Origin of the sequence: Candidatus Pelagibacter sp. HTCC7211 (assembly GCF_000155895.1) — a bacterium.
Taxonomy (GTDB): Bacteria; Pseudomonadota; Alphaproteobacteria; order Pelagibacterales; family Pelagibacteraceae; genus Pelagibacter.
In genome coordinates this window covers 596,297-609,112 of sequence record NZ_DS995298.1, presented here as the reverse complement: position 1 = coordinate 609,112, position 12,816 = coordinate 596,297, and the positions used below count along the sequence as shown (strand labels likewise).

Below are 12,816 nucleotides of genomic sequence, written 5' to 3'. Positions count from 1 at the left end.
ATGTTTGCTCATTTATACCAAAATTCAATTTTAAAAAATCCAAAAGCAATATTTACTCTTTTAATAATAGTAATTTTAAGTTTTGGTTATTATTCAAAGGATTTTAGACTTGATGCTTCATCAGAAACTTTACTCATCGAAGGCGACCCTGACTTAGCTTATTTAAAAGAAATAACTGAAAGATATGGGTCTAAAGACTTTTTAATTTTAACTTATACGCCTAATGAGAAAATGGCATCGAATAATTCAATTAATAATCTTCTTAGTTTAAAATATAAAATTCAAAGCTTAGATTGGGTTCATAGCGTTATAACCCTTTTAGATATTCCCCTTTTAAATAACTCTGATGCCCCTCTTCAAGAACGTTTGGAGAGTTTTAAAACTTTGAAAGATGAAGATGTAGATAGAGACCGAGGATTTAATGAAATTTTAAATAGTCCAGTATTTAGAAATTTTGTGATTAGCGAAAATGGTAATACCAGTGGTATAATTGTAAACATTAAAGCGAGTAAAAAATTAGATAATATTGAGAATTTATCTAAAGAAGAAATAGAAAAATATAAAGATCAAATTAAAAAACAGAATCATAAAAATATTTTAGAAATAAGACAAGTTATTCAAAGTTATGGTGATGTAGGAAAAATATATCTTGGGGGAATTCCAATGATCGCGGATGATATGATGACTTTTATCAAAAGTGATATCATAGTTTTTGGATTGGGAGTTCTTTTATTCATTATTGCTACGTTGTGGTTTATTTTTAGAAAATTAATTTGGATAATTGTTCCAATTAGTAGCTGTTTATTTTCAGTAATAATAATGATGGGATTACTTGGAATTCTTGGCTGGAAAGTAACTGTTATATCATCAAACTTTATTGCATTAATGCTGATATTAACAATGGCGATGAATATTCATATGAGTACTCGCTACCTTCAATTAAGAAAAGATCATCCAAACAAAAGTAATTATGAAATAATTTCTTTAACAACCAATAAAATGTTTTGGCCAATAATTTATACAGTCTTTACAACTGTATTTGCTTTTTTGTCTTTGATCTTTAGTGAAATAAAGCCAATTATTGATTTTGGATGGATGATGACTTTTGGTTTAATTACATCTTTTATTATAACATTCACTTTGCTACCTACACTTTTAAGTTTTGTGCCAACTGAAATTATGTCTATTCAAAAAGAACAGAACTCAAAAATTACTTCTTTTTTAGGACTAATTTCACTTAATAATAAGAATATAATTTTTGGACTAACAGGTATTGTTATAATTTTGAGCGTTATTGGTATTAGTAAACTCGAGGTAGAGAATAGTTTTATAAATTATTTTAATAAAAATACGGAAATTTACAAAGGTATGAAACTTATTGATGAGCAATTGGGTGGCACAACACCATTAGAAGTAATTTTAAAATTTCCCTCTAAAGACAAAGAAAATAAAGAAAAATCTAATGAAGATGATGAATTTGAGGATTGGGGTGATGAGGAAGACTCAAATGATGAAAAATATTGGTTCACTAAAGATAAAATTGATAAAATTGCTTCAGTTCATAACTATTTAGATGGTCTACCTCAAGTAGGAAAAGTTTTATCTTTTTCTTCTATTATTGATGTTGCCACGCAATTAAACAATAATAAGCCACTAGGTACATTAGAAATGGGAGTGCTCTATTCTAAAATTCCAGAGAGTATTAAAACAGAAATAATAGATCCATATATTTCTCTTAAAAATAATGAAGCTCGAATAAGTCTAAGAATTATAGACTCACAAGAAAATTTGAGAAGAAATGATCTCATTAATAAAATTAATTTTGATCTCAAAAATAAAATTGGATTAAATGAAGAAGAATTCAAATTAGCAGGAGTTTTGATTTTATTTAATAATTTGTTGCAAAGTTTATTTAAGTCTCAAATTTTAACTTTAGGATTAGTGATGATCGGTATATTCTCTATGTTTATCATTTTATTTAGAAATATAAAATTGTCTTTAATAGGAGTAGTTCCAAATTTTATTGCTGCATTTTTTATTTTAGGAATTATTGGTCTTTTGGGAATTCCATTGGATATGATGACAATAACAATAGCTGCTATTACTATTGGTATTGCAGTAGATAATAGCATTCATTATATTTATAGGTTTAAAGAAGAATTTAAAAAAATTAAAGATTACAACAAAACATTAAAAGTCTGTCATTCAACCGTTGGTGTAGCGATTTTAAATACATCGATTACGATTGTCTTTGGGTTTTCAATTTTAGTATTATCTAAATTTATACCAACTATATATTTTGGGATATTTACAGGGCTTGCAATGTTATTAGCAATGATATCTGTTTTAACGTTATTGCCTTCATTAATTTTAATTATTAAACCTTTTGGGAGATGATTTAAGTGCTAGATACCTTAAGGGAATTTTTTAGTGATATATCAATTATTGATTTTTTATATCTTGTTATTACAGTTTTATCGCTAATTGAGTGTTATAGAAAAGGATTTGTATTAAGTATTTTATCAATGGCTAAATGGATTTTAGCCTATGTTATTACTTTAATTTTATTCCCAAAAGTAAAACTATATTTTAAAGATATTATAGATAGTGAATATGTTCTGGATATTGGGCTAGGTATTGGAATTTTTATAGTCGTTATATTTATTGTTCTGCTTATTAATAAGGGAATAAGTAAAGCAGTTAGTTATACCGGTATAGGTGGTCTAGATAAGGCATTTGGATTCTTTTTTGGATTTATAAAAGCTTATATAATTGCAGTTTGTATTTTTTCAGGGATTCATATCGTCTACAACTATGATAAATGGCCGCTAAATATTGAACAATCATACATCTTTCCATACCTTGAAAAAGGTAGTAATTATCTCATAAAAGAATTTCCAAATGAAAAAACATATCAAGATTCTAAAGAAAAAATTGAAGAACTTTGATCCAAAACTAAAAGAAGAGTGTGGTGTTTTTGGTGTAAGTAATGCAACAGATGCTTCTGCTTTAACTGCACTTGGACTTCATGCTTTACAACATCGTGGACAAGAAGGTTGTGGGATAGTTACATTTGATGGTGAAAAATATTATTCAGAAAAGAGATTTGGATTAGTTGGAGATAATTTTAATAAAGAAAAAGTACTTAAAAAACTAAGAGGAAATTATGCAATTGGACATAATAGATACAGCACAACTGGTGAAAATACTTTAAGAAACATCCAACCTTTCTTTGCTGACACTAATGCAGGTGGAATTGGCGTTGCACACAACGGAAATTTAACTAATTCAATATCACTAAGAAATAAATTAGTGGAAGATGGTGCTATTTTTTATACAACTTCAGACACTGAAACCATTGTTCAATTAATTGCAAAATCTAAAAGACCTAAGACAATTGATAAAGTTGTCGATGCAATATTTCAAATTCAAGGTGGCTATGCATTAGTAATGTTAACTCAAAATTCTTTAATTGGTGTTAGGGATCCTTATGGAATAAGACCTCTTGTAATTGGAAAATTAGGCAAAAGTTATGTTTTGGCCTCAGAAACATGTGCTTTAGATATCATTGGAGCAAAATTTGTAAGAGATGTTGAAAATGGAGAGATAGTTTTAATTGAAAATGATGAGTTAAAGAGTATCAAGCCCTTCCCTCCTAAAAAAGTTAGGCCTTGTGTGTTTGAATATATTTATTTTGCAAGACCGGACAGTATACTTGATGGTAAAACTGCATACGAACATAGAAAAAATATAGGTATAGAACTTGCGAAAGAAAATAATATAGACGCAGATGTAGTGGTACCTGTTCCAGATAGTGGAAATGCGGCAGCACTTGGTTTTGCTCAACATTTAAAGATTAATTATGAGCACGGTTTAATTAGAAATCACTATGTTGGAAGAACTTTTATTGAACCAAGTCAACAAATTCGAAGCCTGGGCGTAAAGTTAAAACTAAATGCTAACCAAACAACTATTAAAGAGAAAAAAATTATATTAATTGACGACTCTTTAGTCAGAGGAACAACATCTTATAAAATAGTTAAGATGCTATACGATGCTGGTGCAAAAGAGGTGCATGTTAAAATTGCTTGCCCAGAAATAAGACATCCAGATTTCTATGGTGTAGATACCCCAACTAAAAAAGAACTATTAGCTGCTAATAAAACTAACGATGAAATTTGTGAATATATTGGAGCAAAATCTTTAAAATTTTTATCTATAGAGGGATTATATAGAGCAGTTGGTTTTGATAAAAGAAATGAAACTTATCCTCAGCTTACAGATCATTATTTTACTGGTGACTATCCTGTAAAACCTATTGATGAACTTGGAGATAATAAAGTTACTCAACTATCCTTACTAAGCACTGCGTCTAATAACTAAAAATGAAAAAAGTAAATTTTACAGAGATGAAAAATGGTACTAAAGAGGATTACCAGCTATTAGAAAAATATGAAAAAAATTATGAAAGACAGACTGCTGAAAGAATTTTAAAATATTTATCTGCTCAAACAACTACCTTAGAAGGTTATCAAATCACAAGGCTTGAACACTCTTTGCAGGCTGCTACCAGAGCTTTCAAAAATGGAGAAGATGAAGAGATGGTGGTTGCTACATTATTACATGATATAGGTGATGATTTAGCACCAATGAACCATTCTCAATATGCTGCCTCAATCCTTAGACCTTATGTTTCTGAAAAAACATATTGGATAATAAAACATCATGGACTTTTTCAGACCTATTACAGTGCACACCACTTAGGTGGAGATAGAAATGCTAGAGATAAATTCAAAGACCATAAGTATTATGAAGCAACAGTTGATTTTTGTGAAAATTATGATCAAGCTTCATTTGATCCTGAATATAAAAGTATGACTTTAGATGAATTTTCACCGATGGTAAGAAAAATTTTCTCAAGGACACCTTATTATTTTCTTTAAACGCAACAGTAAGATATAATCTTAAAATAATGATAAATTCTAAAGAACAAATAATCAAATATTTCGAGTCTGGTATAAAAGACACAAAAGACTTTAGAATTGGAATTGAACATGAAAAGTTTCTTTTCAATAATCAAGATGATAAGAGAGTTGATTATTCAAAAATTAAGGAAATGTTTTCCTCTTTATTAGAATTTGGTTGGAATCCAATTTTAGAAAAAGGAAATATTATAGGATTAAATAAAGGTGGTAAAAATATTACTCTTGAGCCTGGTAATCAAATAGAGCTATCTGGCGATAAACTTATAACACTTCATGAAGCATGTGCAGAGTCGCATGATTATTTATTCGAATTGAAACAAGTTACCAAAAAATTAGATATCAAAATTGTAAGTGCTGGATTTGATCCAATTTCAAAATTAAAGGAAATTCCAAATAATCCAAAACAAAGATATGAATTAATGACTAAAGACATGCCTCTAGGAGGAGAACTTAGTTTAGATATGATGTATCGAACCTGTGGCACACAGTTGAATATTGATTACAATTCTGAGGAAGATTTTGTAAAAAAATTTAAAATTGTTAATTCTATTGTTCCAATTTCAATTGCTTTGTTTGCAAACTCATCAATAGTTGAAAAAAAAAATAGTGGCTATCTATCCTACCGATCTAAAGTTTGGCAAAGTACTTCTAGAGGTGGATTACCAAAATTATTTTTTGAAGAATTAAATTTTGAAAAATATGCAGAATTTATAATTAATTTTCCTATTTTATTTATTCAAGATAAAGACACTTATATTTCAGGTCTAAAATATACTTTTAAAGACTTTATGGATGGAAAAATTGATGAAATAAATAATAGATTACCTAATGAAAGTGACTTGACTACTCACTTAAGCACAATTTTTACAGAAAATAGACTAAAAAAATATATAGAACTCAGATCTATGGACACTTGTGGCTGGGATTGTTTATGCGCTGGTCCTGCTTTTAATGTTGGAATGTTATACGGTAATTTAGATGAAGTGTATGAACTAATTTCTAATTGGGATAAAGAAAAAATAATTAACGCTTATTTAGAAGCGCCAAAAAAAGGTTTCAATACTCAACTAATGGGTAAAGATCTCTTTTATTGGGCTTCAACTTTATTAGATTTATCTAGAAAGGGATTAGACGATAGAGATATTCTCAACAAAAGTGGAAAAAATGAAACATTGTTCTTAAATCATTTACAAAAACTAATTGATAATAAAACTACCAACGCAGATCATATGATTAATAAATTTTCAAACAATGAAGATTTAAGTGAATTATATGATGAATAAAATTGTAGCTATACAAGGAAATCACCCTTCAAAATTAAATCCGGTTACGGATACTAGCGTTTTCTTAGCTCATGAAATTCAAAATAGAAAATATAAAATATTTTATTACGATCCTAAGAATCTATCTGTAATTCACTCTAAGGTTATAGCCAAAGGTTTTTTTATTGAATTTAACTACAATAAAAAAAAATTTTTCAAAATTCTTAAAAAACAAAGTTTAGAACTTACGCTTTGTAAGTATATTTTGATTAGACAAGACCCCCCATTTAACCTTGAATATATTTCAGCTACATACATTTTAGATACCATTAAAGATAAAGTTAAAATAATTAATAACCCAACATCAATTAGAAATATTTCTGAAAAACTTTATTCAGTAAAGTATCAAAAATTTATGCCAAGTACTATTTTCACTCAAAATATTGAAGAAATTAAAAAATTTTTTAAAAAACATAAAAAAGTAATTTTAAAACCAATACATAGTTTTAGCGGAAATGATATTCATTTATTAAATACATTTAATCTTAAGCTAATTAAAAAGTTTATTAAGCAGCATGATCATATTATGTGCCAAAAATATTTGCCTAAGATTAGTAAAGGCGACAAGAGAGTATTTTTAATTAATGGTAAAGTATGTGGTGCTATATCGCGTGTTCCAAAAAAAGGATCTTTCTTAAGCAATATGAGCAAAGGTGCTAAACCAATAAATATTAAATTAACTAAATTAGAAAATAAAATATCAAAATTAATTGCAAAAGATTTAAAAAAAGAAAATATCTATTTTGCAGGCATTGATTTTATTGACCAAAAACTAAATGGAGATATCAATGTAACTTCCCCTACTGGGTTAAAAACTTTATTTGATTTATCAGGTATAAATCTTGCAAGGATCTTTTGGAAAGATTTAAAACTATGAAGAAATCAACTGAATTAATACAGCTTTCTGAAACTAAAATTTTTATAATTAAAATAATCCTTTTTTTGGGTCAAAAAACATTTTTAGGGAGAGGCAAAATTAGAAAAATAATAATAGATTTTATAAATTTTTTTATTGGAATTGGTAATATTGATAATTCTAGATTTGTCTGTAAAGTTAACAAAATACCTCTTCACTTTTACAACGATAAGTTAACCGGAATTAAAGTTTACTTTGGAAGAAATGAAAATAAGGAAATAAATTTTATTAAAAGTAAATCTTTAAACAATAGTGTCTTTATTGATATTGGTTCAAATATGGGTCTCTTCACACTTAATGTTGCGTCACTTTATAGTAATAATAATAAAGTCAAGATTATCGCGATTGATGCAAATCCAATTAATAACTTAAGATTAAAAAGAAACTTGAAATTATTAAAAAAGAAAATCTCTAAAATTTTTTCAATTGTAAAAATTAAAAATTGTGCACTAGGTGATAGAAATAAAAAAATTTACTTTGATTTTACTCCAGGTTTGGCAAATGGACGAATAATTAAAAAAAAAAGTAAAAAAAATATTGTAGTTAACTGTAGAAAGTTAATAGATATAGTTAAAGAAGAAAAATTAAATTATATCACAAATCTTAAGATAGATATTGAAGGATATGAAGATAGAGTTCTCTTATCATTTTTAAAAAATTGTAAAAAAAATCTATACCCCAAAAATATAATTTTAGAACATGCCTCTAATCATTTATGGAAATATGATTTAGTAAAATATCTTTATAATCTTGGATATATTAAGGTTTTTAAAAATAATGCTAATATTGTGATGTCTTTAAAATAGATTTTATCAATGAATAAACTTTCAAACCAAAAAAAAGGGTCTCTTTTGGCATTTATTGCTGTAATGTTGATTACTCCAGACTCAATTTTAATTAGACTTTCTAATATCGAAACTTGGGGAATGCTTTTTTATAGAGGTGCAATTCCTTTTGTGGTTGTTCTTGTTGGACTTATATTTTTTTATAAAAATAATCTCTTTAAAGCATTAATAAACATAGGTTATCCTGGTATTTTTTACGTTATTAGTTTTTCTATTTGTAATATTACTTTTATAATTTCTATTCAAAATACGAATGTTGCTAATACGTTAGTAATGATTGCAATGGCACCAATGTTATCAGCTATATTAGGCAGTATATTTTTAAAAGAAGTGCCTGACAGTAAAACTTGGATTGCTATTATTATTACTCTAATTGCAGTCACCTATATCTTCCACGATTCTATTGAAATGGGCAATTTTTATGGTGATTTATTTGGTATAATTACCGCTTTTGGTCTTGCTTGTAACGCTGTCATCGCTAGATATGCCAAAAATAGAGATCTTGTTCCATCTGCTGTAATTGGAAAACTATGTGTAGCAATTTTTGCTTTCTTTTTCGTAGATACTTTTGCTCTTGTTGGTACTGACTTAATATTTGTTCCTTTAATGTGTGTGATGTGTGTAGCTATCCCATTTGTTTTAGTAACAATTGCACCAAGATTTATACCAGCTGAAGAGGTAAACCTATTCTTTTTACTAGAAACAATCATAGGTCCTTTTTGGGTCTGGCTAGTTATCAATGAGCAACCAAGTATCGAGACAATTCAAGGTGGGATTGTTATAATACTGACGATAGCCATCCACTCGTTTTTGAAGCTTAAAAATACTAAGCGATTGTCACAATAAAGACTTGATTCACGAATAGATCGAACTAAATAGGGCTGAATTTATGCAAAAAATATTAAAAAACTCTTGGGCACTTTTTCTTGGTATGGGCCTAATTATGTTAGCTCATGGTTACCAAGGTTCACTTTTAGGTGTAAGAGCTGTTAAAGAAGATTTTAGTTTAACAGCAACAGGTTTTATGTTGTCAGGTTATTATGTTGGATATTTTATTGGAGCGAAAACAATAACCAATCTAATTTCTAGAGTAGGTCATATTAGAGTGTTTGCAGCTTTTGCATCCATTGCATCAATAGTTGTTCTTATGCACTCAATCTTAATTAATCCTTTTACTTGGTTTGTCCTTAGAGTGATTACAGGTATTAGTATGGTTTCCATATATACAATTGCAGAAAGTTGGTTAAATGACAGATCCTCTAACAAAAATAGAGGAAGTGTTTTGTCTATTTATATGATCATACTTTATGGATCGATGGCGATTGGAATGTTCTTTTTGAATTTTAGTTCACCAGTAAATTTTCAACCTTTTATACTTATATCTTTATTCATGTCTTTGGCTTTAATTCCAATATTGTTGACGAAAAAAAAAGCTCCTACATTTAAAAGAATTACAGGAATGAGTTTAAAAGAACTTTACAAAGTATCACCATTAGGAATGATTGGATCTCTTTTTTATGGAACCGCTCAGTCAGCTTTATTTTCTCTTTTACCGGTTTATGCAGCATCAATGAATTTTTCAATTTTAGAAATTTCTATTGTAACTTTTTTGGTTGCAATTTCAGGTGCGTTATCACAATGGCCTATAGGAAAATTTTCAGATAGTATTGATCGTAGGCGGGTAATTATTTATACAACTTTTGCAGCTTCATTTTTTGCTCTTTGTGCAATTCTTAGTAGTGGCACAATGTTTTATGACGGAGTGCTTGGATCTAGTAAGACTTTGTTTTATATTTCAATTATTTTATTTGCATTTGCAAGTCTACCAATGTTTGCAATAATTTTTGCGCATACAAATGATTTTATTCCAAAAGAAAAATTTGTGTCAGCAGGGGCTGCATTACAATTTGCATTTGGTTTAGGTGCTATAAGTGGACCTTTTTTATGTTCATTATTTATGAATGCTACAGGTCCTAACGGTTATTTTGTATTTTTAATTGTTTTCCACGGAATAATTGGAATTTTTGGATTATATAGAATGAAAGTTAGAGATACAAAAGATAATCCAGACTCTCAATTTACTCCTATGCCACAAACTATTACGCCTATAGGTATGGAGCTAAACCCTACAACTGAACCTATTGAAGAACCAATTAAACCAATAGATGAAACTGTAGTCGAAGAAAATAAAACCTATTAAATTTCTATATTACTTAGAATTAATTTGAGAGTAAATCTCTTCTTTATTTGTCTGACCAATAGAACGTGAAATTTCTTTATTGTTTTTATAGACAACTATTGTTGTCCAATAATCAATATCTAAAAATTTAGCAATTTTTTTATCTTTAGTCTGTTCAAAGCTCAAGAATATCGTGTCTTTAAAGTCCTGTTTAGCCTGGTCTAAAATCTTAACTTGTTCTGCGCAAGTTAAACAAGTTTTATTCCATGAGTGTATAACGACTGTTTTCCCTTCTAATTGAGATTTTTCAAATATCTCATTGGTGAAAGTAGTTCCTTTGCTTACTGCTATAGAATTAATGTTTAAAAAGATAATTATTAAAATTAAGATATTTTTCATATAAAATTTATAAACTATAAAATTAAATAAGTGATGAACAAAGAGGACGCAAGTAAACTGTGGAAAATGATACAGGAAGCTGGCGATTATTTGGGGGATTAGAGGTTCAATCTATCCTGCATTAAGCTGCATTATTCTACAGTACAAATGCGGATATTAAAAAGTTAGTTTGAAATAAATCTCTTAAAGACTCATCAATTTAATTAAAAAACTCGATCACACACTCGACACAAAAAAGATAAATCAAACAGCTATTTTAAAGCAAATAGACTCATGGTTTAGGATTTGTTACATTAAAACATAAAGGAGAAAATTATGAGCAAAGGATATTTGATAGCACATCTTAAAGTACACGATAAAGAAGGTATGGAAAAGTTTAAACAAATGTCTGGACCAACTATTGGAGAGCACGGTGGCAAAGTTCTTGTTCGTGAACCCAGTCCTGACGTAAGAGAAGGTGAAAATTTAGGTACTGTTATATTAATTGAATTTGAAAGCATTGATGCTGCTCGTAAATTCTATGAGTCAGAAAAATATCAAGCGGCTAAAGCGGTTAGAGAATTAGCGGCCAAAGCTCATCTAGTTTTAGTTGAGGGGAATTAAAACTCAGTGAAAAGATTTGAAAAAATATTTAGAGGCAAAATTTCTTATAAAAGAATTGATCAATACGTTAATTTAGTTCGTAAAACGTTAGATCCTGATGATGACATGGCAATAGAATTTGATATCCAGGATGATTATCAGCATATTAAAATTGAGGTACTTGATAGAGTACTTCATTAATAATGAAATTTACAAACTATGACTGGGCTCAAGCCATATTATTATATGGATTAAATGCAGGTACTCATAAAATTGCTCTGTTTAAAACCTTAAATCATTTTTATAACAATGATCAACATACTATTTCCTGGCAAGATTTATCAGAACAATATTTTAAAATTTATTTTGATAGATTGACAAATGATCCAAGACCTCAACAAAGCAATCCTTTTAGAAGATCTGTCCAAGAGACAGTGTTTTATAAATTAAAAAATAATAGAATTAACTATGATCAAGCAATAAGTGAAATAGGTAAAGATGGCTTTAATGATGTAATTCCAAGATTTCAGTCATTTGGTAAGGATAAAGAAACACTTAAGAATTATTTTTATGAATATCAATTTGGTAAAAAAATAATATTGAAAGATAATTTTTTTGAAATTCCAAAAAACCAAATGATTAGTCTAGAAAAAGAAGCAGAAATGAAACATAGTATGCTTGAGGGTGCTTACTTAATCAAGAGAGACAATTTTAAATTAGAAAATGATATTCGAAATATATATCTAACAAACGGTCATGACAGGAAAGATCTTTCAGATCAAAGAGATTTTTTAAGAGCATATCAATCAAATATATGCTTTCTATGTGGTTTAGAATTACTTGAAAATGAAACCCCTCCTGTAGAACATTTAATACCTAGAGATTTATTGCAGCATGATGAAGAATGGAATTTAACTGTTAGTCATAGGATGTGTAACGAAAATAAACTAGAAGCATTAGTTGGACCACATTATATTGAAAAGTTATTCAACAGGAATGAAAATATCATTGGAAGTAGCCATCCTTGGAAAGGAAAGATAGTTGCATCTCTAGGCTCGACTAAAAATCAAAGAAGAAAAACTTTATTAAATCATTACGAGAATGCAAAGCAAGTTTATGGTAATAATTATTGGATGGGAGATAAAGATTATAACAGGGAAAAAGACTTATTTTTTAAAAGATTTTTAACAGTATTAAATAATGGAAAATAATAATTGTATATTCTGTAACAAAGAAAAATTAAATATAATTTACGAAGATGATATTTTTTATGTGATAAGAGATGCATATCCTGTAACTACGGATCACACATTAATTATCTTAAATGAACATAACAAAACATATTTTGATCTTAGAGATAAAGATATTATTCAATTAAATAATATAATAAAATTTCAAAAAGACAGTTTAATAGGAAAAGATAATAGCATTACTGGATTTAATATAGGAATAAACCAGGGAGAAACTGCAGGTCAAACTGTAATGCATCTTCATATACATTTAATACCAAGGCGTAAAGGAGATATAGATGACCCAAGAGGTGGTGTTAGAGGTGTAATTCCATCAAAGCAAAAATACTGATGTGAAA

Annotated in this window: 14 protein-coding genes; 13 read left to right on the top strand and 1 reads right to left on the bottom strand. The window is 28.3% G+C overall.

What is annotated here, in order from left to right:
* From PB7211_RS03155 to PB7211_RS03115, 9 genes are read left to right on the top strand one after another with little or no spacing between them, the layout of a single operon-like run.
* The gene (locus PB7211_RS03155; RefSeq protein WP_008546110.1) at positions 1-2,397 is read left to right on the top strand and encodes an efflux RND transporter permease subunit; all 2,397 of its coding nucleotides are present in this window, start codon (positions 1-3) and stop codon (positions 2,395-2,397) included.
* Positions 2,398-2,402: 5 nt separating this feature from the next.
* Positions 2,403-2,948 carry a CvpA family protein gene (locus PB7211_RS03150; RefSeq protein ID WP_008544251.1) on the top strand — a complete coding sequence of 182 codons (546 nt, stop codon included), beginning with the start codon at positions 2,403-2,405 and terminating at the stop codon, positions 2,946-2,948.
* Positions 2,902-4,383 carry an amidophosphoribosyltransferase gene (purF, locus tag PB7211_RS03145; RefSeq protein WP_050754613.1) on the top strand — a complete coding sequence of 494 codons (1,482 nt, stop codon included), beginning with the start codon at positions 2,902-2,904 and terminating at the stop codon, positions 4,381-4,383. Before PB7211_RS03150 ends, purF begins: the two co-directional genes overlap by 47 nt.
* Before the next feature lie 2 nt (positions 4,384-4,385).
* Positions 4,386-4,943 (top strand): HD domain-containing protein, encoded by a 558-nt coding sequence (locus PB7211_RS03140; RefSeq protein WP_008545915.1) that lies wholly within the window; start codon positions 4,386-4,388, stop codon positions 4,941-4,943.
* Positions 4,944-4,972: 29 nt separating this feature from the next.
* Complete coding sequence (locus PB7211_RS03135) at positions 4,973-6,268, top strand: glutamate--cysteine ligase (RefSeq protein ID WP_008544597.1); 1,296 nt, start codon at positions 4,973-4,975, stop codon at positions 6,266-6,268.
* Positions 6,261-7,184, top strand: coding sequence for a glutathione synthase (gene gshB, locus PB7211_RS03130; RefSeq protein ID WP_008544771.1), 924 nt, complete (start codon positions 6,261-6,263; stop codon positions 7,182-7,184). The genes PB7211_RS03135 and gshB overlap by 8 nt, the downstream gene beginning before the upstream one ends.
* Positions 7,181-8,029 carry an FkbM family methyltransferase gene (locus tag PB7211_RS03125; protein ID WP_008545748.1) on the top strand — a complete coding sequence of 283 codons (849 nt, stop codon included), beginning with the start codon at positions 7,181-7,183 and terminating at the stop codon, positions 8,027-8,029. The genes gshB and PB7211_RS03125 overlap by 4 nt, the downstream gene beginning before the upstream one ends.
* A 9-nt stretch (positions 8,030-8,038) precedes the next feature.
* Complete coding sequence (locus PB7211_RS03120) at positions 8,039-8,914, top strand: DMT family transporter (RefSeq protein ID WP_008545880.1); 876 nt, start codon at positions 8,039-8,041, stop codon at positions 8,912-8,914.
* Positions 8,915-8,957: 43 nt separating this feature from the next.
* Positions 8,958-10,268 carry an MFS transporter gene (locus PB7211_RS03115; protein WP_008544643.1) on the top strand — a complete coding sequence of 437 codons (1,311 nt, stop codon included), beginning with the start codon at positions 8,958-8,960 and terminating at the stop codon, positions 10,266-10,268.
* 9 nt (positions 10,269-10,277) lie between these two features.
* Here PB7211_RS03115 and PB7211_RS03110 read toward each other — a convergent pair whose 3' ends face one another.
* Entirely contained in the window at positions 10,278-10,646 is a 369-nt protein-coding gene (locus PB7211_RS03110; protein ID WP_008544193.1) for a TlpA family protein disulfide reductase, read from the bottom strand.
* A 315-nt stretch (positions 10,647-10,961) separates the two neighbouring features.
* Between PB7211_RS03110 and PB7211_RS03105 the strand changes: the two genes are divergently transcribed.
* The 4 genes from PB7211_RS03105 to PB7211_RS03095 are packed head-to-tail and all read left to right on the top strand — an operon-like array spanning position 10,962 to position 12,809.
* Positions 10,962-11,249 carry a DUF1330 domain-containing protein gene (locus PB7211_RS03105; RefSeq protein WP_008545583.1) on the top strand — a complete coding sequence of 96 codons (288 nt, stop codon included), beginning with the start codon at positions 10,962-10,964 and terminating at the stop codon, positions 11,247-11,249.
* A gap of 6 nt (positions 11,250-11,255) precedes the next feature.
* Entirely contained in the window at positions 11,256-11,429 is a 174-nt protein-coding gene (locus PB7211_RS07960; protein ID WP_008545279.1) for a hypothetical protein, read from the top strand.
* A gap of 2 nt (positions 11,430-11,431) precedes the next feature.
* On the top strand, positions 11,432-12,439 hold the full coding sequence (locus PB7211_RS03100; protein ID WP_008545672.1) for an HNH endonuclease: 1,008 nt from the start codon (positions 11,432-11,434) through the stop codon (positions 12,437-12,439).
* Entirely contained in the window at positions 12,429-12,809 is a 381-nt protein-coding gene (locus tag PB7211_RS03095) for an HIT family protein (protein WP_008544235.1), read from the top strand. Before PB7211_RS03100 ends, PB7211_RS03095 begins: the two co-directional genes overlap by 11 nt.
* Positions 12,810-12,816 lie beyond the last annotated feature (7 nt).